The sequence below is a fragment of the Salinimicrobium aquimaris genome, assembly GCF_035607535.1.
In the GTDB taxonomy this organism is placed as follows: domain Bacteria; phylum Bacteroidota; class Bacteroidia; order Flavobacteriales; family Flavobacteriaceae; genus Salinimicrobium.
In genome coordinates this window covers 77,621-98,148 of sequence record NZ_JAYDZX010000002.1, presented here as the reverse complement: position 1 = coordinate 98,148, position 20,528 = coordinate 77,621, and the positions used below count along the sequence as shown (strand labels likewise).

Annotated in this window: 15 protein-coding genes; 5 read left to right on the top strand and 10 right to left on the bottom strand. The window is 41.6% G+C overall.

Translation table 11 applies throughout. The annotated features are described in order from the left end of the window. Positions 1 to 51: 51 nt before the first annotated feature. From VR862_RS04310 to uvrC, 10 genes are all read right to left on the bottom strand, one after another. Positions 52 to 1,773 carry a hypothetical protein gene (locus VR862_RS04310; protein WP_324719732.1) on the bottom strand — a complete coding sequence of 574 codons (1,722 nt, stop codon included), beginning with the start codon at positions 1,771 to 1,773 and terminating at the stop codon, positions 52 to 54. A 13-nt stretch (positions 1,774 to 1,786) separates the two neighbouring features. Continuing rightward, complete coding sequence (locus tag VR862_RS04305) at positions 1,787 to 4,321, bottom strand: TonB-dependent receptor (protein WP_324719731.1); 2,535 nt, start codon at positions 4,319 to 4,321, stop codon at positions 1,787 to 1,789. A gap of 186 nt (positions 4,322 to 4,507) precedes the next feature. Further along, positions 4,508 to 6,142 carry a glucose-6-phosphate isomerase gene (pgi, locus tag VR862_RS04300; protein ID WP_324719730.1) on the bottom strand — a complete coding sequence of 545 codons (1,635 nt, stop codon included), beginning with the start codon at positions 6,140 to 6,142 and terminating at the stop codon, positions 4,508 to 4,510. Next, positions 6,142 to 7,386, bottom strand: a complete 1,245-nt coding sequence (locus tag VR862_RS04295) for a peptidoglycan DD-metalloendopeptidase family protein (RefSeq protein WP_324719729.1) — start codon at positions 7,384 to 7,386, stop codon at positions 6,142 to 6,144. The genes pgi and VR862_RS04295 overlap by 1 nt, the downstream gene beginning before the upstream one ends. A gap of 11 nt (positions 7,387 to 7,397) precedes the next feature. Continuing rightward, positions 7,398 to 8,357, bottom strand: a complete 960-nt coding sequence (locus VR862_RS04290) for a tryptophan 2,3-dioxygenase family protein (RefSeq protein WP_324719728.1) — start codon at positions 8,355 to 8,357, stop codon at positions 7,398 to 7,400. A 2-nt stretch (positions 8,358 to 8,359) separates the two neighbouring features. Then, positions 8,360 to 9,133: a DUF3108 domain-containing protein gene (locus VR862_RS04285; RefSeq protein ID WP_324719727.1), complete on the bottom strand. Its 774-nt coding sequence runs from the start codon at positions 9,131 to 9,133 to the stop codon at positions 8,360 to 8,362. 297 nt (positions 9,134 to 9,430) lie between these two features. Further along, positions 9,431 to 10,567, bottom strand: a complete 1,137-nt coding sequence (gene hppD / locus VR862_RS04280; protein ID WP_324719726.1) for a 4-hydroxyphenylpyruvate dioxygenase — start codon at positions 10,565 to 10,567, stop codon at positions 9,431 to 9,433. Between the two features lie 86 nt (positions 10,568 to 10,653). Then, complete coding sequence (locus tag VR862_RS04275; RefSeq protein ID WP_324719725.1) at positions 10,654 to 11,814, bottom strand: homogentisate 1,2-dioxygenase; 1,161 nt, start codon at positions 11,812 to 11,814, stop codon at positions 10,654 to 10,656. Between the two features lie 101 nt (positions 11,815 to 11,915). Then, on the bottom strand, positions 11,916 to 14,111 hold the full coding sequence (locus VR862_RS04270) for a patatin-like phospholipase family protein (RefSeq protein WP_324719724.1): 2,196 nt from the start codon (positions 14,109 to 14,111) through the stop codon (positions 11,916 to 11,918). A gap of 25 nt (positions 14,112 to 14,136) precedes the next feature. Beyond that, a complete protein-coding gene (uvrC, locus tag VR862_RS04265) occupies positions 14,137 to 15,936 on the bottom strand; it encodes an excinuclease ABC subunit UvrC (protein WP_324719723.1) in 1,800 nt (599 codons plus the stop codon). Between the two features lie 240 nt (positions 15,937 to 16,176). On the opposite strand from uvrC, the gene VR862_RS04260 reads away from it, so the two are divergent. Genes VR862_RS04260 through VR862_RS04240 form a run of 5 tightly spaced genes read left to right on the top strand, consistent with a single transcriptional unit; the run spans position 16,177 to position 20,524 of the window. Further along, on the top strand, positions 16,177 to 16,629 hold the full coding sequence (locus VR862_RS04260) for an ATP-dependent zinc protease family protein (protein ID WP_324719722.1): 453 nt from the start codon (positions 16,177 to 16,179) through the stop codon (positions 16,627 to 16,629). After that, on the top strand, positions 16,598 to 17,470 hold the full coding sequence (gene rimK, locus VR862_RS04255; protein WP_324719721.1) for a 30S ribosomal protein S6--L-glutamate ligase: 873 nt from the start codon (positions 16,598 to 16,600) through the stop codon (positions 17,468 to 17,470). The genes VR862_RS04260 and rimK overlap by 32 nt, the downstream gene beginning before the upstream one ends. 3 nt (positions 17,471 to 17,473) lie before the next feature. Next, entirely contained in the window at positions 17,474 to 18,484 is a 1,011-nt protein-coding gene (locus VR862_RS04250) for a succinylglutamate desuccinylase/aspartoacylase family protein (protein WP_324719720.1), read from the top strand. After that, on the top strand, positions 18,450 to 19,025 hold the full coding sequence (locus tag VR862_RS04245; RefSeq protein ID WP_324719719.1) for a 5-formyltetrahydrofolate cyclo-ligase: 576 nt from the start codon (positions 18,450 to 18,452) through the stop codon (positions 19,023 to 19,025). Before VR862_RS04250 ends, VR862_RS04245 begins: the two co-directional genes overlap by 35 nt. 47 nt (positions 19,026 to 19,072) lie before the next feature. Further along, on the top strand, positions 19,073 to 20,524 hold the full coding sequence (locus VR862_RS04240; protein WP_324719718.1) for a sensor histidine kinase: 1,452 nt from the start codon (positions 19,073 to 19,075) through the stop codon (positions 20,522 to 20,524). Positions 20,525 to 20,528 lie beyond the last annotated feature (4 nt).

The window sequence follows — 20,528 nt, the reverse complement described above, 5'->3', positions numbered from 1 at the left end:
CAAAAACCTCTCATACAAGATAAGAGGTTTTTGCTTTTGATTATTCTGCTATTATTTTACAGGAACCCACTCTCCATCAGTTTTGATAAGGTGAATCTGTTCTACCGCGGCTCTACCTATATACACATCAAACGTCATCAAATATTTCTGACCTTCTTCAGCATTCGGCGCAACCTTACCATTGAGTAATGCACTCATGGCTTCCACGATCATTTCATCTGTCCACTGGTTTGCGTTACCCGGTCTTCTGTCAAAGTTCTTATAATAACCGGCGCTATCTGCAGGTCCAGGATACTCATCTATAAGTTGTGACTCGATGTATTCGTAATCAGAATCAGTCAGAACATATACTATTGTGTTATCAACTACCCATCCTGTATCTTCATACCCAAACTGAAGTGTGTAAGGAATTACAGTTGGAATAAAATCCCACTCTCTTTCCTCTTCATTGTATACAAAACTTGCATAGCGGGTTACTACACTTCCAACAAACAATTTGTATTCAACAGAAATGAAATCTCCATCCTGAGCGTACGGGAAACGTGGCTCCAGCCATCTTCCAATATAGAAACCGGCATCAGCTTCATTTCCAAAATTACCAAACCTCTGTCCAAATTCACCTTGATAGATTCCACTAGGCAAAGTTAATGGCACATGCCACATGTTATCTCCAAATGCAAATACTTCAGTATCCATTACAGTAGAGATTGTCTCCTCCTCATTGATTACGTACTCACCATCGGTTAATACTACAGAAAGAACAACACTGTTTACTCCTTCTCCATTATATCTTCTGTGGCTTACATTAAATTGAGCACCCTCAGAAGCATTTGGATATCTTTCCATAAGAAGAATATTAATAGCCTCAAGGATCATTTCTTCACTCCAGTAGTTAGAGCTGGTAGATCTAATATCAAAGCTATGGTACTGTGCAGCATTGGCAGCAGGACCAGGATATTCATCTGCAAGCTCGGCACCAACAAAATCAAAATCGGCATTTGACATGTCATACGCAGTTGCCCCAAACGGAACATAAGAAGTACCATTGTATCGCAGCTTCATACTTTCAACACCAGGATTCCCATTATAGATCTCATAAGAAACCTCATAGGTTTGGCCTTCAATTCCTGGGAAATTCTTTTGCATCACCACGTTAAGAGCTTCAAGAATCATTTCATTGCTCCAATAAGCATCTCTATCTTCTCTTCTGTCAAAGTTTCCATATCTACCTGCACTTGAAGCAGGATCAGGATAAACAGCTTCTAATTCCTTTTCGATAAGATCAAAATCATCATCGTCAAGTTCATAAGATACTTCTACAGCTACAGTCCTGTAGGTAAGTCTCACGTAATCGTTAAGCCTCGCCTGTGGAAACTGCATTTCAAGGAAATCCTTGATTTCTGTTGTACTGGTGAAGTAATTTCTGTCAAGACCTACAGCCTCGTAACCTTCCTCCTGAACTGTATAATCTTCAGGAGTATTCGGGGCATTAAGATCAAAGGTTATTTGAGCAAGGGATCCTTCTCCCCAAAGTGGGAAATTTTCTGAAAGAAACTTTGGAATTGAATCGCCTGCATCCTCAAGAGATGCAAAATAATTATTTTGCAGGTCCCAGGTCTCATAATCATCGGCAGTAAGAGTATACTCTTCAACCCCAATCACAGGTGTTCCTTCTATTCTATCATCCACTTCATCGTGGAGGTCTTCCATTGGCTCACAGCTAGTAAGTGCCAGGCCAAGGAACATCATTAGTAAATAGATCGAATTTTTCATTATCAATTTTTTTTTAGAAGTTAATTTTTGCCCCAATGTTGAAAGTTCTTCCAAAACCGTAGAATACACCATCATTGATACCTCCACGGGCGATAGAAATATACTCAGTATCCAGGACATTGTTTACGTTACCCATAAGAAGTGCCTCAAGGTTTCCAATGTCGAATTTATGAGTCACACCGAAATCAACAAGACCGTATTCCGGTAATTCCCAGGATTGTCCAAGTTCTCTTGTACTTCTTGTCTCTGGCTCAAACTCTGCATAAAGGTCATCAAAGTAGTTCCAGTTCACACGTACGGTTGTACCTTCGAAAACTTCGTAATCTGCTCCTGCAGCCATCGTAGTTTGTGCAGATCCACCTACTTTGAGATCCGCAACATACAAGTTAATAGTTCTTATTAGTTCTTGCTCCTCGTTGTAGATATCCACATCTGTAATATCGTTTCTCCAGGTCCAATCTCCCACAGAAATCATACCATTAAGAGTAAGTTTTGAGGCTGGACGATAATTGAACTCAAGTTCAATACCCTGGTGAAGAGCATTAAGGCCAAGAATGTTAGCAGACGCCGTAGTTCCATCAGGCTGCTGGAACCTTTGTACAAATGTCTTATCATTCCACTCAGTACGATAAATGTTCAAATCTGCTCTAAACTTAGTGCTTCGGTAACCGTACCCAAGCTCTGCACTAAATACTTTCTGGTTTTCTGCACCTTCGTTAATATCATTCATGAAGTTAAGGAAAACAGCATTCGAAAATGGTGCTTTCTCAAAGTAGCCTATATTGGCAAAAACATTGTTCCTGTCATCAAGGTTGTAGTTAGCACCACCTTTTGTCATGTAACCAAGAAAATGTTGGTAATCTGTCTCTCTTGCAGGATCTGTATCAAGATAGTTAAAGAAATCCTCTCTCTTGTACGAGGTATTCGAACCCGAAACTGTTACAAAAGCAGATAATGCATCCTGAGAATACTCAACCTGGGCGAAAAGACCTTCCCAAAGAACAGTTCCTATGTCGTGGTAATCAATTTTATCCCCTACTTGTGCAGTAGCTAAAGGATTATTTTCATCAGCATCATCAAAAACAAAACGTCCACCAAGAAGATCGGTTACTTCAGTGAAGTGTTCTCCCTGGTAATATCTGAAATCAACACCTCCTGTAAATTCAACATTTTCAAATATTTCAGAAGAAATGGTAGAAAGCACCCCATACCATTGGTGATCATTTCTTGAAGCTCTAAGGTAAGTCTCAGAACCTAAAGCTCCACGCTCCATGTTTTCCTCGACAATAAGGTCAAGATTCACAGGCTGCAGGTAACCAAATCTATATGGATTAGGATCATTGAAATCTCCTACACCAAATTTGTTAACCCCGCCGTATCCACCTCCACCACCGGAGCCGAAAGAAGCATAAGCTGAAGTAGAGAGCTGAGTATTATCGGAAATATCCCAATAATGGTTCAAAGATATTTGTGGCTTGTGGTAAAAGTTATCTTCAATGTGAGTAACCTGACCATTCATATAACCCCAATCTGAATTAAAACGAGTTCCGCTCTCACTTCTTCTGTACAATTCAATTGGAAGAGCATTTTGACGCTGCCCGTGTCTTTGTTGTGCTCCAAACGCAGTTAAAGATAATTCATGATCTCCAAACTCTTTAGCAATGTTAAAGAAGTAAGAGAAACCACTAAATTCGGTTCCATCAACATATCCGTTTCCTGTAGTTCTTGCTCCAGAAACGGTTGCTGCCCAACCATTATCCATCTTTCCGGTTGAAACTGTAGCAGCTACTTTTTCATACCCGTCATTTCCAATAGAATAAAAAGCACTTCCACCCTTCTCAGCGTCAGTTGTTTTGGTAACGATGTTAATTGTTCCTCCAATAGAAGGCACAGCCACTTTTGAAGCTCCAAGACCTCTTTGTACCTGCATGAACCTGGTAACATCTGAAAGACCTGCCCAGTTACTCCAGTAAACACGACCATTTTCCATGTCGTTCACAGGAATACCGTTGATAAGTACTGCAATGTTTTCGGATTCAAAACCTCTTAAGCGAATTTCTGAATCTCCAAATCCACCACCACCTTTAGTAGCGTATACTCCGGGAGTGGACTTAAGGATCTCAGGAAATTCCTGGTTACCCAGTCTCTGTTCAATAGCTTCAGCTTTAATAGTTGAAACTGCCACCGGAGTTTTTCTATCGATTGCGATAGAATAAGTAGTAATGATCACTTCTTCCAATGCATCTGCATCTGGGGAAAGAAGAATTCTGCCAAGATCGACAGTTTGACCACCTGTAACTGAAAATGGCACTCGGAGTGTCTCAAACCCGACGTAGCTTATTTCAATAAAACCGCCCGAACGGTCGGTCTCAATGCTAAACTTACCGCCAAAGTCGGTCATCCCACCTGCCTGGGTACCTACTACCAGTACGTTAGCACCCGGTAGCGGCGCATCCATGTCAGAATCGATTACCGTACCGGTAACCACTCCTTGTGCAAAAATTGTAGCCGACGTTAAGAAAAACGCTAATGCTAAAAATTTCCTCATTGTGTAATTTGTTAGTTTGTGTTTAAAAAGTTGATGCAAAAGAACGATTTTCTTCTAAATTATCCTTTAACTTATGGTTAAGAATTATCCACAGTTCCAGCTACTTACACCATACTATATAACAATAAATAACCCGCTGAAAACCAGCGGGTTACCAAAATACACTTAAAAGTACTTAACAGTCTGTCACTGTTGAAGATAATATTTTAACAAATTTGAAGTCGAAGAATCATGCGAGCCAACGTCGTTTTTTTCAATTTCGTTAAGAATTGTTGTTGCCAACTGCTTTCCTAATTCGACTCCCCATTGATCATAACTGTATATATTCCAGATAATTCCCTGCACAAAGATCTGGTGTTCATAGAGTGCTATTAATTTGCCCAGGCTTTCAGGAGTAAGTTCTTCAAAAAGAATGGTCGTAGTAGGATTGTTCCCTTTAAAAACCTTAAACGGAAGCAATTTTTTCACCTGTTCAGAGTCCATCTTTTTTGATTCCAGCTCTTCTTTTACTTCTTCGGAAGTTTTCCCCTGCAGCAAAGCTTCTGTCTGGGCGAAGAAATTGGCCATTAGCTTATCATGGTGTTCCTTCTCATTGTGCAGAGATCTTTTAAAGCCAATAAAATCTGCCGGAATAAGTTTGGTACCTTGATGGATCAACTGGAAAAAAGCATGTTGTGAGTTCGTTCCCGGTTCTCCCCACACGACGTTTCCGGTTTCGTAATTCACATCATTCCCATTGCGATCTACACCTTTCCCGTTACTCTCCATGATCGCCTGCTGCAAATAAGCCGGAAATCTGTGAAGATATTGAGTATATGGTATTACCGCCTGAGTTTCAGCTTTGAAAAAGTTGTTATACCAAATCGTCAAAAGTGCCAGTTGCACCGGAATATTTTCTTCGAAAGCAGTCTCCTTAAAGTGCTCATCCATTTTATGGGCGCCCTCTAAAAGAGATTCGAAATTGTCATACCCAATTGACAGGCTGATGGAAAGCCCCACTGCGCTCCAAAGAGAGAAACGACCGCCAACCCAATCCCACATGGGGAAAATATTTTCGGTCTCAATTCCGAACTCCTGTACTGCCTTTACATTACTGGAAACTGCAACAAAATGTTTTGCAACCGCATCGGCCGGAGCTTTTCTAGTGAACCATTTTCTAATAGTAGTGGAATTTGCAAGGGTTTCCTGGGTAGAAAAAGATTTGGAAACAATTACGAACAAAGTAGTTTCAGGATTTAGATCCTTGATCACTTCCTGCACATGGTCGCCGTCAACATTGGAAACAAAATGCACCTTCAGGTGGTTTTTATAATATTCCAAAGCTTCGGTTACCATGACGGGGCCCAGATCTGATCCTCCAATTCCTATGTTCACAACATCTGTAAAAGCCTTACCTGTAAATCCTTTTTTTGCTCCGGTTATCACCTCATAGCAAAAATTCCTGATCTTTTCCTTTACCTCGAAAACTTCAGGTATTACGTTCTCTCCACCAACTTTCACTTCAGCTTCCTTTGGTGCACGTAAGGCAGTATGAAGAACTGCACGACCCTCGGTCCTGTTGATCTCTTCCCCTTCAAAAAGGGCATTTACAGCCTCCTTTAATCCGGCTTCATCTGCAAGTTCAGCAAGAAGCTTTTTAGTTTCTTCGGTGATTAGATTCTTGCTGTAGTCCACATAAAGATCCTCCCATTGAAGTGTAAAAGCTTCGGCTCTTTTCGGATCTTTATTAAAAGCCTCCTTTAGGTTCAGGGATTTTATTTCAGAAAAGTGAGCCTGGAGTTTCTCCCAGGCTTTAGTATTGGTCGGGTTAGTATTTGTCATCAAATGGGTTCTTTATCTTGAAATTGAATTTTATTCAGCTCATCCTTCAAAGGTTCTATAGCAGCGAAATACGAGGGGATGTATTTATCTTCTATTGGCTCTGCCGCAGGAAGATTTTGCCTGAAAGGATCAACCTGTACGCCATTTTTCCAGAACCTGTAGCAAACATGAGGACCGGTAGCCAGTCCGGTGCTTCCAACATAACCAATGATATCACCCTGCTTTACCCGTTGCCCTTGCTTAACTGCCCTTTTTGACATGTGAAGGTATTGGGTAGTATAGATGTCATTATGTTTGATCTTTACATAATTACCGTTTCCGGCAGTATATGAAGAGGCTATAACCACTCCATTTGCGGTACTCCAGATCGGGGTGCCATGGTTCGCAGCATAATCGGTTCCTTTATGAGCTTTCCAGCGCTTTTGAACCGGATGAAATCTTCTCGGGCTAAAGCGGGAAGAGATCCTTTTATAATCTAGTGGTGCTTTTAAAAAGAAACTTTGAAGCGGACGGGCCTTTTCATCGTAATAATCACGGGAACCTGAAACTGAATCGGCCATAAAACTAAAAGCATAATAAGGCTTTTCCTGGTGGAAAAAAACTGCGGCTTCAATATTTTCTATTCCCGCGTAGATCGTATCGTTTATGTACCTTTCATTGTAAACAAGTTTAAACCTGTCTCCTTTTTGCAACCTGAAAAAATCGATACTCCACTGATATATATTGCTCATCTCGTGAGAAATAAGGTAACTGAGACCAGCATCCTGGATCGACTCGGTAAGACTGGAATTAATTATTCCTGATACCGACTTCTTTGTGACTGTCACAGGTTTTTTAGCAGTATAAACCGAGATACTATCACGAAGATCCACTACCGTGTAGTTGATGATATCATTCTCATAAATAAATGCTTTTGGAGTTTGGGCAGAATCCCTCTCCTTAAGAATAGTATATGGCTTTCCAATTACGATCTTTCGGGGATTAAAGGTATCCTTCACTTTATTTACGATCTCAAAGATCTTGTTTGGATCAACCCCGTGTGTTCCCAACAGAAGTCCGAAACTGTCCCCAGACCGGATCGTATCCCGCACCACCTCGTAATCATTAAGCACAAATCCATATTCCTTAATAATTGCCGGCGCTTTTACTTCGCTTATGTTATCGGCTATTTCAGGATTTTCTTCTTTATTATTACACGCAGTAATAACAATCATCAACATTAGCAGGTAACTAAATCTCTTCACTCTTATAGTTTTTATTGTGTTATCATTTCTTCAACCCATTGTTTGCCCCAGTTCTTCTTTTCCTCTTCATTCCAAAGTTCAGGAAAAAACGTAATCCTTTGAAAGCTAGGTGGTAAAAATTGCCTCCAGTTAGTACCTCCCGTAGCCGGTGCCGCTGCTTCGTTCTTTCCGATCAAGTACTTTTGCGCAGCACCAATGTGCACCAACAGCCAGTTCACATTGACTGCTGTATCCATAGTACGCAACGCCTCCCTAAGATTTTTATTGTCTTTATCTTCAGCAGAAAGCTGCTGAAACTTTTCATAGATAGTGTTGTTCTTCAGCCTGTTGGCGGTTCTAAGAAATCTACTCGTATATTTTTTTTCAAACTGTCTGAGCGTAAGCGTTTTTTCTCCCGTATCCAGGTTAGTCGCCCCTCTCTTCCAATAGACATTTTCAAACAGCTCCTCGATACTCTTATCACTTCTGAAGCTTTCCCTTACTTCATTATGCACCAAATTCTCCAGAGGTGTCGAAAAGATCTCGATCATTCTGAATTGAGCAGACTGAAAACCACTGGCGGGCAATAAAGCCATACGGAACTTCAAAAATTGTTCCCGCTCCATTCCCCTTATCATCACATCAAAAGAATTGGCCAGTATCCTGAAGTAGCGAACAATCCGGTTGATCTTTTCGATAAAAAATGAAACGCTTAATTCTTCGCTCTCTACAATTTGCTTTTGCTCGTGAATTATAAGCTTGAAGTATAATTCGGTGATCTGATGATAACCTATAAAGATCTCTTCATCAGGAAAATGAGTTTTTGGATTTTGAAGACTTAGCAGAGTATCCAGGTGGATGTAATCCCAGTAAGTAAGATATTTGTCGTAAAGAAGGCCATCGAGATAGGAGCCGAGGTCCTGACCGGAATTTCGAAATTTCTCTTCCAGTTGCCGTACCTTTTCGGCTATCTCGGGTTGTATACCTTCCATTTCTACTTCATTATAATATTGAGAGGATGTTTTAAACCTTTAAAAGCATCCAAATCAGCATCAAGAGAACCTACGGCAAGATCTGCTTTGATCTTTAGAGGAATTCTGTTTTTATCATCACTGACCCAGATTGTAAGGCTTTCTTTTTTCTCAAATACCCTGCCTGCAAGTACATAGGGCTGAAATTTTAGTGCTGCAATATTACCCATTTTTGTTTTTACAACCTCTCTCCCCAGGAACTTTAACTTAAAATCGTGACTCTCGTCATCTATGAACATTTTAATATTGAACATCTCCCCCTGATCCAGAGATTTTACATCCAGGTTGTTCCTTAAATAGTAAAATGAAGAGAGCATATCATGTACATTATCGGGGACAGAATAGCTCTTCCTTTCATTGTGCTTCCGGTTAAAAACATGAGCTGTATTACTATCGTGGTCAAAATCGATGAGCAGGTCCTTAGTATGACCTCCTTCATCTATTTGCCTAATAAACCTTAAAGGCGCTCCGTTTCTTTTATCCATATAGGTTTCGTAGTTATCATCCACCTTGAAGAAGAGGTGTAACAGCCCGGTAGATTTACCCTTACCCACTACGTGATAAACCGGTTTATTTCTAAGGGTTGTTTCCTTGACTTCAAGGGTTGCAAAGCTGGCATTGAACATCCCGTAATGAATGCGAAACCTGAACCATTCTCCTGCCTCAAAAGCCTGGTGGGACTGAGCTGAAACGTTTAGAGCAATAAGTGAAATTATAACTGCAGCAATTTTCTTCATGTATGAGTAGATTTTTCTTCTTCGGTTAAGCAATTACAATTTCTATTCCAAATGTATTAAATCAAAAAACCCCGTCAAATGAATGACGGGGTTTTTAATCTTATTAACCAACTAAAACTTAAATTATGAAAAAAAAGTGTTTTTTTTCTCAATCCTGGTAACCACTCCAAAATTGCGGTGCAAAAGTCTTATATAAGTACAAGGTATGCAACTAAAATTTTTACTTTAACGCAATTAGAATAAATATGCAGGATATTTAAGTTTTAATCTGTCTTATTTAAACTTAAACTCTAAAAATTAGAGCGTCCCCCTCAAAGTCTGCTCTCTTTCTATGGCTTCAAAAAGGGCTTTAAAGTTACCTTTTCCGAAAGATTGAGCCCCTTTTCTCTGGATGATCTCGAAAAACATAGTAGGACGGTCCAAAACGGGTTTGGTAAAGATCTGCAGAAGGTAACCTTCATCATCCCTGTCAATCAACACCCCAAGTTCTTTTAAAGGTTCCAGTTCCTCATCTATTTCTCCCACCCGGTCAAGAACATCATCGTAGTAGGTTTCGGGAACATAAAGAAATTCCACTCCGCGGTCACGAAGATTTGTAACTGTTTCTATAATATTATCTGTCGCCACGGCGATATGTTGAACTCCTGCACCATTGTAAAAGTCGATGTACTCTTCGATCTGAGATTTTTTCTTTCCTTCGGCAGGCTCATTGATCGGGAATTTTATCCTTCCGTTTCCGTTACTCATCACCTTACTCATCAAGGCAGTATATTCGGTAGAAATATCTTTGTCATCGAAAGAAACCAATTGCGCAAAACCCATTACTTTAGCATAGAATTCGCACCATTTGTTCATCTCATTCCAGCCCACATTTCCAACCATATGGTCGATGTATTTCAAACCTGTTTCTTTTACCTGGAAATTCGGCTTGTACTCTTTATAACCGGGTAAAAAAGGACCGGAATAATTTTTTCTTTCCACGAACACGTGAACGGTCTCTCCATAGGTATGGATCCCGGAAAGAACGACATGTCCATGCTCATCACTAATCTCTTTTGGTTCAAAGTAAGATTCTGCACCTCTTTTTGTGGTTTCTTCATAACTCTTACGTGCGTCATCTACCCAAAGTGCTACTACTTTTACACCATCGCCATGTTTGTCGATGTGAGCATTGATCTCTCCCCCGGGCTGTAAAGGACTCGTAAGAACCAACCTTATCTTCCCCTGTTGAAGTACATAAGAAACACGGTCCTTACTTCCCGATTCCAATCCTGAATAAGCTACCGGTTGAAATCCCCAGGCTTGCTGATAATAGAATGCTGCCTGCTTGGCATTTCCAACATATAGTTCGACGAAATCTGTACCCAGGATAGGTAGAAAATCTTCTGCCTGTGGTACCGTCTTTTTCAATTCTGTGGTGTTATCTGAAGACATATAATAATATTTTGAGCCGCGATGCGACGTGATTTAAACTAAAAATTTAACACTCCTCAAAAATAGCACTTTTGAGTCTCTTGTATTTAGTGATCCAGCCAGGATTTATGGTAAGTATCATCAGCAATTTCCATTGCATCCTCTGTAACCATCAACGGTTTGAAAGTATCGACCATAACCGCAAGTTCCTCAGTTTCGGTCTGTCCTATACTGCGTTCAACGGCTCCGGGATGTGGACCATGCGGGATTCCCGCAGGATGCAGGGAAATATGTCCCGCTTCGATATCATTTCGGCTCATAAAATCCCCGTCGACGTAATAAAGTACTTCATCGCTGTCTATATTACTGTGACTGTATGGCGCAGGAATACTTTCGGGATGATAATCATATAACCTCGGGCAGAAAGAACATACCACAAAAGCATCGGTCTCGAAAGTTTGATGAACCGGAGGTGGTTGATGTATACGTCCCGTTATTGGTTCAAAGTCGTGAATTGAAAACGCGTAGGGATAGTTATAACCGTCATAGCCAACTACATCAAAAGGATGCGAAGCGTAGACCATGTCAAAGATCTTCCCCTGCTTTTTTATTTTGATGAGAAAATCTCCCTTTTCGTCGTTGGTCTCCAACTCATAGGGCCTTCTAATATCCCTTTCGCAGAAAGGGGAATGCTCCAGTAGCTGTCCAAAATAATTCCTGTAGCGCTTGGGAGTATAGATAGGGCGCCTGGATTCTACAATGAAAAGCCTGTTCACCTCATCATCAAAATCTAACTTATAAATGGTTCCTCTTGGGATCAAGAGGTAGTCTCCATATTTAAAATCCAGATTCCCCAGATGGGTCCTTAATTTTCCGCTTCCTTTGTGAATAAAAAGCAACTCGTCTGAGTCGGCATTCTTATAAAAATAGTCCCTGGTTGATTGCTGTGGAGCTGCCAGAGCAATATCCACATCACTGTTGGTGAGTACCACCTTTCGGCTCTTCAGGTAATCGGGTTCAGGCTTTACCTGGAATCCTTTAAACCTGTATGACTGAATATTTTTTTCGGTAGCTACCTTTGGTGTCACATCATAGCTTCCTTTAATTTCTTTTACCTGTGTTGGCCGTTGCTCATGATACATGTTGGTATACATTCCGTCAAAACCAATAGTGCCAAAAAGCTGCTCGTAATACAAGCTGCCATCTGGCTTCTTGAAGACAGTATGTCTTTTATGCGGAATTCTTCCAAGGGTGTGATAAAATGGCATTTTCTGAACTTTTAATGAAAACGTTTTCGTTGTTCCTGAAATTTCTAAAGGAACAGTTACAAATATCAATAAATTTTGTTGGAATTCCCGTTAAAGGACCACTAAAACCAAAAGCCGACACTAAAATACCACTGGCTTACCTGCCTTTCGGGAGAATAGGAATATTTCACCTCAACGGGCCCTAAAAAGGTCTCCAGCCCATAACCTAAAGCATAACCGGAATACCTGGGCCACTTTAGCCATTCCCCACCTTCAAAGAGCTCATTTTCCACATTCGCGAAATTGGCACTAAAGATCAGGTGATTCTTATCCAGGAAGCGATAATCCAGCTCCAAAAGTCCTTTCGCAAAGCTATCTCCCGAAAGACTAATGAATTCATAGCCATAAAATGAGATAAAATTATTGATGAAATCATTGCCGTAGCCTCCTAAAAAGAAATCGAAAATATTGTTCTCCCTGCTCCCAATCCTGAAACCGGCCTCTGAATACAGCTTTACTGCCAGATTCCCGGCTGGAGAGAAAACATATCCCCATGTTCCCTTAGCTACAGAAAAAGGGGAAAAATTATCCCGGTCGTTGGAAGAGAGTACATACCAGTGAAAATCCCCGTCAAAGTACCAGCCTTCGGTAGGGAAATATTTATAGTCCCGGCTGTCATAGATGAGGTTTGCGTAAGTGCTGTAGTAGGAGCTATTATCAAATTCTCCGGGAGATGGTTCCCCGGGCGCAGGAGAGTTTATAGTTTCAGAAGTAATGTTCAGGTGCTTATGCTCTATTCCCATTCCCAATGAAAAAACCTGCTTAAAAAGGGTTTCTGCATATATCTGATTGGTAAAATCCTCATAATCTATTTCAAGCTGATTTATCTCATCACCATCAATTTCTGCATTTTCCTGTGCAAAATCAAAAGATACTCCTTTACTAAAGCTGTTGAACCGGGAGCGCAATCCTACGCTCCAGTAATAGCCCTTGTCCAGGTAATAATTAAAACTGTACCTGAAGTCATCCCCCAGCACAACATCCAAAGAGCTCACATCATTGGTTACCAAAAAGCTTTTATGTGTTATATTCAACAACACACCACTGTGATAAACATTGTCGTAATGCAGCCCCATCCTTAAAGAGGTCTTGTTGGGATTCTCTTCGAGTTGCATTACAAGTACATGTCCCCCATTTAAAGGTACGAGCCTGTAATTAATCCGGTTAAAGTTGCGGGTGGCAGAAAGGTTGTTGATCCCCAGATTGAGCTCGCGGTAAGTAATGGTGTCGGGATATTTTATTTTCAGCTTTCCCAGAACATATGCGCGGGGGTAGGAAGTGTTCCCTTCAATTCGAACGTCTCTAATGAACAGCTTTTCTGCTGCCGGTATCTCCAGCCTGGCTTTAACCTTTGAATGCTGCACAGAAGCGATCTCTCTTAATTCCTCCATTTTCGCCCGGGCAGCAGCTTCACCCGCTTCGATGATCTGCCCCCCTTTTTCAAAAGACATTACAGAGAATGGCTTGATATCGGGATCAATATAAATATCGGTTTTTTCGATCTTTTCCCGCATATCATCAATAGTTCCAAAGTTGCTTATCTGGGTAAGGATATCAAACACCGATCGAAGATCCTGCCTTTCCATGAGCGTATCCTGCACATCTACACCAATTATGATCTCTGCTCCCCGGCGACGCAACTCCTCCACCGGGTAGTTGTTTACCACGCCCCCATCGGTTAACATTTTACCGTCAATGAACACCGGATTAAAAAGACTGGGAATGGCCGAACTTGCCGAAATTACCTGTGGAAGATGTCCCGAATCCAGGATCACCTCTTCTCCCGTCTCCACATTGGTGGCCACAGCAAAGAATGGAATGGGAAGTTCGCTAAAGTCCTGTTGGTCCTCCAAATGAAAGGTAAGTTTCGACATTAAATTGTAGACGTTCTGCCCCCTGGAAAGAGCAGAAGGAAAACTTATGTTGAAGTCGTCAAAAGGTAAGGTGAGCGCATATTTTTCTGAATCCCGTTTTTCATAGAAGGTCTTTGCCCCTCTTGGCAATTCATCCTGGAGCAGGATATTAAAGTTGGTCGTTTGAAAAATGCTGTCGAGTTGTTTGGCCGAATATCCTGCAGAATATAAAGCCCCCACAATGGCACCCATACTAGTCCCTCCAATATAATCTACCCGTACCCCTGCTTCTTCCAAAACCTTGAGCACCCCAATATGAGCAAGGCCTTTTGCACCACCTCCGCTCAACACCAATCCCACCTTAGGATCATCTTTTTCCTGTGCAAATCCGGAAAAGATTCCCATACAGAGGAAAAGTATGAACAGCTTTTTATTCATTTTCTGAATGATAATACCTGTAGATGATCGTGGCTTTGGATTTTCCTATAACCGAAGATAAGCTTTCTAACGATGCCTCCTTTACCCTTTTTAAAGACCTGAAGTGCTTGAGGAGTTCAACCACTGTTTTTTCACCAATCCCGGCGATTTCCTCAAGCTCTGTGTTTAGCGCAACACTGCTGCGCTTCTGCCTGTGAAAGGTGATCCCAAAACGGTGGGCCTCATTCCTCAACTGCTGAATGATCTTTAAAGTTTCAGATTTTTTGTCGAGGTACAACGGAATGGAATCTCCCGGATAAAAGATCTCTTCCAGCCTTTTGGCGATACCGATAATAGCAATCTTTCCTCTGAGCCCAAGCGTTTCCAGAGCTTTTACTCCTGATGTCAGTTGCCCTTTTCCACCGTCCACGATCACGAGCTGCGGCAGAGGTTCTCCTTCTTCCAGGAGCCGGCGATATCTGCGAAATACCACCTCCTCCATTGAAGCGAAATCGTTAGGCCCTTCAACAGTCTTTATATTGAACTTGCGATAATCCTTCTTGCTGGGCTTTCCATCCTTAAAAACAACACATGCAGCTACAGGATTACTTCCCTGAATGTTGGAGTTATCAAAGCATTCAATATGTCTTGGCTCTTCATTAAGGCGCAGATCCTGCTTCATCTGGGACATTATCCTGTTCACATGCCTGTCGGGATCTACGATCTTCATCTGTTTAAACCGTTCCTGCCTGAAGTACTTTGCGTTACGGGTGGAGAGATCCACGATCTGCTTTTTATCTCCGAGTTTTGGCACAGTCACCTTAAGCTCTTCCCCCACCTCAACTTTAAACGGCACATAGATCTCCCGGGTATGGGAGTTGAAGCGCTGCCTTATTTCCGTTATCCCCAATTCAAGCAACTCCTTATCGGTCTCGTTCAGTTTCTTTTTCATCTCGATGGTGTGAGACCTGATAATAGCCCCGTGAGACAACTGCAAAAAATTGACATACCCATAACCCTCATCACTCACTATAGAAAACACGTCTACATTGTTGATCTTGGGATTTACCACCGTTGACTTCGCCTGATAGTTCTCTAAAATGTCGATTTTGGTCTTGATCTTTTGAGCTTCCTCAAATTCCATTTTTTCAGCATGCTCTTTCATTTGTTGCCGAAACTGTTGCAGAGAATCCTTGAAATTTCCTTTGACGATCTGTCGGATGGCTTCAATCTTTTTCTGGTATTCGGCTTCAGTTTCATAAGCTTCACAGGGGCCCATACAGTTGCCCAGGTGGTATTCCAAGCAAACTTTATACTTTCCATTCCTGATCTTATCCTCGGCGAGGTCATAATTGCAGGTACGGAGCTGATAAACTCCTTTAATTAGATCCATTAGGGTGTGAATGGTCTTGAAACTGGTATATGGGCCAAAATATTCACTGCCGTCCTTCACCAGTCTTCGCGTAGCAAAAACCCTTGGGAATCTCTCATTTTTGATACATATCCAGGGATATGTCTTATCATCCTTTAGCATCACGTTAAACCGGGGTTGATGCTTCTTTATGAGGTTATTCTCCAGGAGCAAGGCGTCGGTCTCTGAAGAAACCACTATATGCCTTATCTCGTGAATCTTTTTAACCATCACCCTTATGCGGTGACTGTCGTTGTTCTTTGTGAAATAGGAAGTAACCCTTTTCTTCAGATTCTTGGCTTTCCCCACGTAAAGGATCTTTCCGTTTTTGTCGAAATACTGGTAAACTCCCGGATTTTCAGGAAGGGTCTTTAACTGTAATTCCAGCTTACTATTTTCCATCCTTCAAAGGTAAAATTTTAGAAATTGTCTTTTAATGTGAACTTTCAGAATGTAAGTATATTTTAAAACGGAAGGACCTCCTGGAGATTCAAATTATACTCAAGCCAAACTTCAGCGTGCTCAAACTTCCTTCAGGATATCCAAAAATGGCAAGAAAGGAGCTAGTTTATTCAGATTCAGCTCAGTATATTTTCAGAAATACTTAAGATTTTAAAAATCTGCTTTTACTACCTTGCAGGTATGGAAAAAGTTACCATCGGCCGTTTTGACAAGGCAGATTTCCCAGATCTGCACCTGGAAGATATTTCTGTTAAGGTGGACACCGGGGCCTACACATCCTCCATACATTGCGATCACATTGTAGAGGAAAAAGGAGTGCTAAAATGTACTTTTTTGGATGAAGAGCATCCACTTTACAACGGTAGACCTTATCGCTTTTCAGACTATGACATTGTGTTTGTGAAGAGCAGTAACGGTATTGTACAAAAGCGGTATCAAATTCAAACCACTATCGTTCTATTCGGAAAAAAACGGAAAATTTCTCTTTCACTTTCTGCCCGGCAGGAAATGAGATTTCCTGTACTTTTGGGGCGAAAATTTATTACCCGAAAATTTATTGTAGATACAGAATTGTACGACCTGTCTTATAAGCACAAACAAAATGAACATAAAGATCCTATCAAGGAACAGTAGCCTATATTCTACCCAGCGATTAATCGAGGCTGCAAAAAAGAGACATCACAATGTGGAGGTAATCGACCCTCTAAAATGTGATCTAATTATTGAAAAAAAACACCCCAGTATATATTATAAAGGCAGGCACATAGAAGACGCCGATGCAGTGATCCCGAGAGTTGGAGCTTCGGTTACTTTTTATGGTACGGCAGTAGTGCGCCAGTTCGAGATGATGGGAGTCTTTTCTACAACCGAATCCCAGTCTTTGGTGAGAAGCCGTGATAAATTGAGAAGCCTGCAGGTCCTTTCCCGGGCCCGACTGGGTCTTCCCAAAACGGTGTTTACTAACTATTCAAAAGATGTAGGAGAGGTCATTGATCACGTAGGTGGTGCACCTCTTATAATTAAACTTTTGGAAGGTACGCAGGGCCTCGGAGTTGTTCTTGCTGAAACGAAAAACGCAGCCGAATCTGTTATTGAAGCCTTTAATGGGCTGCAGGCCAGGGTGATCGTTCAGGAATTTATTAAAGAGGCCGGCGGGGCCGATATTAGGGCTTTCGTTGTCGACGGCCATGTTGTGGGTGCCATGAAGAGACAGGGCAAAGAAGGGGAGTTTCGTTCGAACCTGCACCGGGGCGGTACTGCGAGTATCATTCAGCTGTCAGATGAGGAAGAAAATGCTGCCATTAAAGCGGCCAAAGCCATGGGACTGGGTGTTGCCGGGGTGGATATGCTGCAATCTTCCCGTGGTCCTTTGATCCTGGAAGTGAACTCCTCTCCGGGACTGGAAGGTATTGAGCACGCAACCGGAAAGGATATTGCAAAATCCATTATTCGTTACATTGAGCGAAACGTTTAGCTTATGGCTTCTATAGATGAGAACAATGTTCTTGAGATTCTTGGAAAGAAGGTTGCCCCCGGAAAGAATGCCACGATTAACTTTAATATGGCCAAACTTTACACCACTACGCATGTAGAGGTGCCCATCATCATTGAAAGGTCAAAAAAACCGGGGCCGGTTATTCTTATTACTGCAGGTATCCACGGAGATGAGATCAATGGGGTCGAAGTTGTTAGGCAACTTATTGTAAAGGAGATCAACAAACCGGCAAGAGGAACTATTATTTGCATCCCTATTCTTAACGTCTTCGGATTTCTTAACATGACCCGCGAGTTTCCTGATGGCCGGGATCTTAACCGGGTTTTTCCGGGTGCCAAAAATGGTTCTTTGGCAAGTCGCTTTGCTTACCAGTTCGTTCAAAAGATCCTTCCTGTAGCCGATTTTTGTATGGACTTTCACACAGGAGGTGCCAGTCGTTTTAACGCACCTCAAATAAGGATTAAAAAAGGAGAGGAAATGGCAATGCATTACGCCCAGATCTTCAATGCTCCTTTCACTATTATCTCGAAGACAATAACCAAATCTTACCGGGAAACCTGCGCAAAGCAGGGAAAACCTGTCCTTCTTTTTGAAGGAGGTAAATCCCGGGACAGCAATAAGAATGTGGCAAAGCACGGCGTGGAAGGAGTGATGAGGATCCTCGCCCATTTTGAAATGCTCAAGCCAAAATTTGAAGTACCGGACCCTACCGGGGATACAATCCTCATTGAATACAGCACCTGGATGAGGGCCAAGTACAGCGGACTCCTTCACGTAAAGATACCTTGCGGGAAACACGTGGAAAAAGGCGAGTATATCGCAACCATTACAGATCCATACGGCAAATTAAGGCACAAGGTAAAAGCACCCAACACGGGATACATTATAAATGTCAACGAATCTCCTATAGTCTACCAGGGAGACGCTATTTTTCATATCTCAATTTCAAAAGAAGTCTATGAACAGGAAAAAGAAGCTTCGGATCAAGTATAAGAGACTTCGGGAAATGCTAACCGTGGATGAGGTTGAGGAGGGAAGCCTGGAAATTGCCAACAACCTGCTCAACCTGCCCATTTGGGGTAAAGAGTATTTTCACCTGTTCCTAAGCATTTCTGAAAAGAGGGAGGTGGATACACAGGGGATCCTTCATATTCTTCAGGGAAAAGACAAGCATGTGGTGCTGTCAAAAGCCGATTTCGAAAGCGGTAACCTTACAAATTATTTACTTACAGACTCAACTGTGATCAAGGTGAATGAATGGGGCATCCCCGAACCTGTCGATGGGATCAAAATAGAGGCATCAAGTATAGATGTAGTCTTTATTCCTTTGCTGGTTTATGATGAGAACGGAAACAGGATAGGCTATGGAAAGGGTTTTTATGACAGGTTTCTTTCACAATGCAGACCTGATGTTATAAAAGTAGGATTATCATTTTTTAGTGCAGAGGAGAAATTTTTGGAGGTCGATGAACATGATGTGCCGCTGGATTTTTGTGTTACTCCTGAAAAAATATATAATTTCAAAAATTTGTAAACCAGTAGGTTTTAGATTACTTTTAAACCAATTAATCTGGTTATTTAATGCTCAACGACCTCCAGTTAAACAGTATTCTAGAAGACTTTGATGTAGCTTACTGGAAGATCAATCTGTTGACTAAGGAGATCTCCTGGTCGGAGCATTTTAACTATCTCATAGGCAATCCGGATACCGGGAATGACAAGTTCGAATATTTTCTGGATAACATCCTGCATAAGGATTACCGCTATGACTTCAGGGAACACTTTGATAATCTTACCACCCGCTATAAACCCTTTAATGCTGAAATTCGGCTAAAGCTCGAGAACGGCAGGTACCGATGGTTTGAATGTCGTAATCTAAAGAGCAGAGATAAAGCAGTAAGTGACGCCGCAGTCCTGCTTTTCGTCAACATACATCAGGCAAAGCGCGATCAATATACCATAGAGGAAAACTTCTTTTACTACAGGGAAACTGCAGAAATGACCTCTACCGGTGGCTGGTATTTAGATGTAAATACCAACGCAGTTTACTGGGACAACGTAACTAAGAAGATCCTGGACTGCCCAATGGATTATGAACCTCACCCCGAGGACAAAATGAGGTTTTACGCTGCTGACCATCACGAGAAGGTTGAAGCCATGTTCAAAAAATGTTCCAAATTCGGAATTCCTTTTAAGGTCGAAATAAAAATGCGCACCCTGCACAACAGGGAATTTTGGGTTAGAGCTACGGGAAAACCTGTTTATAACGCCGATCAGGAAATAATAGGAATACGGGGAGTTTATCAGGATATTGACGAACAGAAAACGAATGAGCTCAACCTACAGAATTCATTGGATATCATTGCTTCTCAAAATTCGAGGCTGTTCAATTTTGCTCACATAGTTTCACACCAGCTGCGCTCTCATAGCAGTAACCTTAGTCTTATTGCCCAGCTGCTTCGGGAAGCCAGGACTGCAGAGGACAAGCTGGATCTTTTGCTCAATGTAAATGACATTTCTGAAAATCTTGAGGAAGCGATAAGTGAATTGAATGAAGTTGTCACCAAACAGAACAATCTTACAAAAGAACGACAGCTTGTAAAATTTACAGATGCTCTTGACGTGGTCGTCGCATCGACTTCTTCTTTGATCAAAAGGGAAAATGCGGAGATCATCGCCGAATTTGACAAGTTGAACGAAATAAATTACATTTCTGAGTATCTGGAGAGTATTTTACTAAATTTGATCACGAATGCCATTAAATATAAGTTTAAAGGCAGGAGACCGGTCATTTATATACAGACCTACAAGGAAAATGGCGAAAATTACCTTGAGGTGAGTGACAATGGAATGGGAATAGATCTGGATGAACATGGCGACAAAATGTTCGGTATGTACAAAACCTTTCACCGTCACCCGGAAGCCAACGGGATTGGTTTGTTTATAACTAAAAACCAGGTCGAGGCGATGGGAGGTAGTATCTCTGTCACCAGTACTGTAAATATAGGCACCACCTTTAAAATAAAATTCTAATGTT

What these genes read in the sequence shown, in the direction of transcription:
- VR862_RS04310 (WP_324719732.1), bottom strand. Translation starts at nt 1,773, where the DNA reads ATGAAAAATTCGATCTATTTACTAATGATGTTCCTTGGCCTGGCACTT.
- VR862_RS04305 (WP_324719731.1), bottom strand. Translation starts at nt 4,321, where the DNA reads ATGAGGAAATTTTTAGCATTAGCGTTTTTCTTAACGTCGGCTACAATT.
- pgi (WP_324719730.1), bottom strand. Translation starts at nt 6,142, where the DNA reads ATGACAAATACTAACCCGACCAATACTAAAGCCTGGGAGAAACTCCAG.
- VR862_RS04290 (WP_324719728.1), bottom strand. Translation starts at nt 8,357, where the DNA reads ATGGAAGGTATACAACCCGAGATAGCCGAAAAGGTACGGCAACTGGAA.
- VR862_RS04285 (WP_324719727.1), bottom strand. Translation starts at nt 9,133, where the DNA reads ATGAAGAAAATTGCTGCAGTTATAATTTCACTTATTGCTCTAAACGTT.
- hppD (WP_324719726.1), bottom strand. Translation starts at nt 10,567, where the DNA reads ATGTCTTCAGATAACACCACAGAATTGAAAAAGACGGTACCACAGGCA.
- VR862_RS04275 (WP_324719725.1), bottom strand. Translation starts at nt 11,814, where the DNA reads ATGCCATTTTATCACACCCTTGGAAGAATTCCGCATAAAAGACATACT.
- VR862_RS04270 (WP_324719724.1), bottom strand. Translation starts at nt 14,111, where the DNA reads ATGGGAATCTTTTCCGGATTTGCACAGGAAAAAGATGATCCTAAGGTG.
- uvrC (WP_324719723.1), bottom strand. Translation starts at nt 15,936, where the DNA reads ATGGAAAATAGTAAGCTGGAATTACAGTTAAAGACCCTTCCTGAAAAT.
- VR862_RS04260 (WP_324719722.1), top strand. Translation starts at nt 16,177, where the DNA reads ATGGAAAAAGTTACCATCGGCCGTTTTGACAAGGCAGATTTCCCAGAT.
- rimK (WP_324719721.1), top strand. Translation starts at nt 16,598, where the DNA reads ATGAACATAAAGATCCTATCAAGGAACAGTAGCCTATATTCTACCCAG.
- VR862_RS04250 (WP_324719720.1), top strand. Translation starts at nt 17,474, where the DNA reads ATGGCTTCTATAGATGAGAACAATGTTCTTGAGATTCTTGGAAAGAAG.
- VR862_RS04245 (WP_324719719.1), top strand. Translation starts at nt 18,450, where the DNA reads ATGAACAGGAAAAAGAAGCTTCGGATCAAGTATAAGAGACTTCGGGAA.
- VR862_RS04240 (WP_324719718.1), top strand. Translation starts at nt 19,073, where the DNA reads ATGCTCAACGACCTCCAGTTAAACAGTATTCTAGAAGACTTTGATGTA.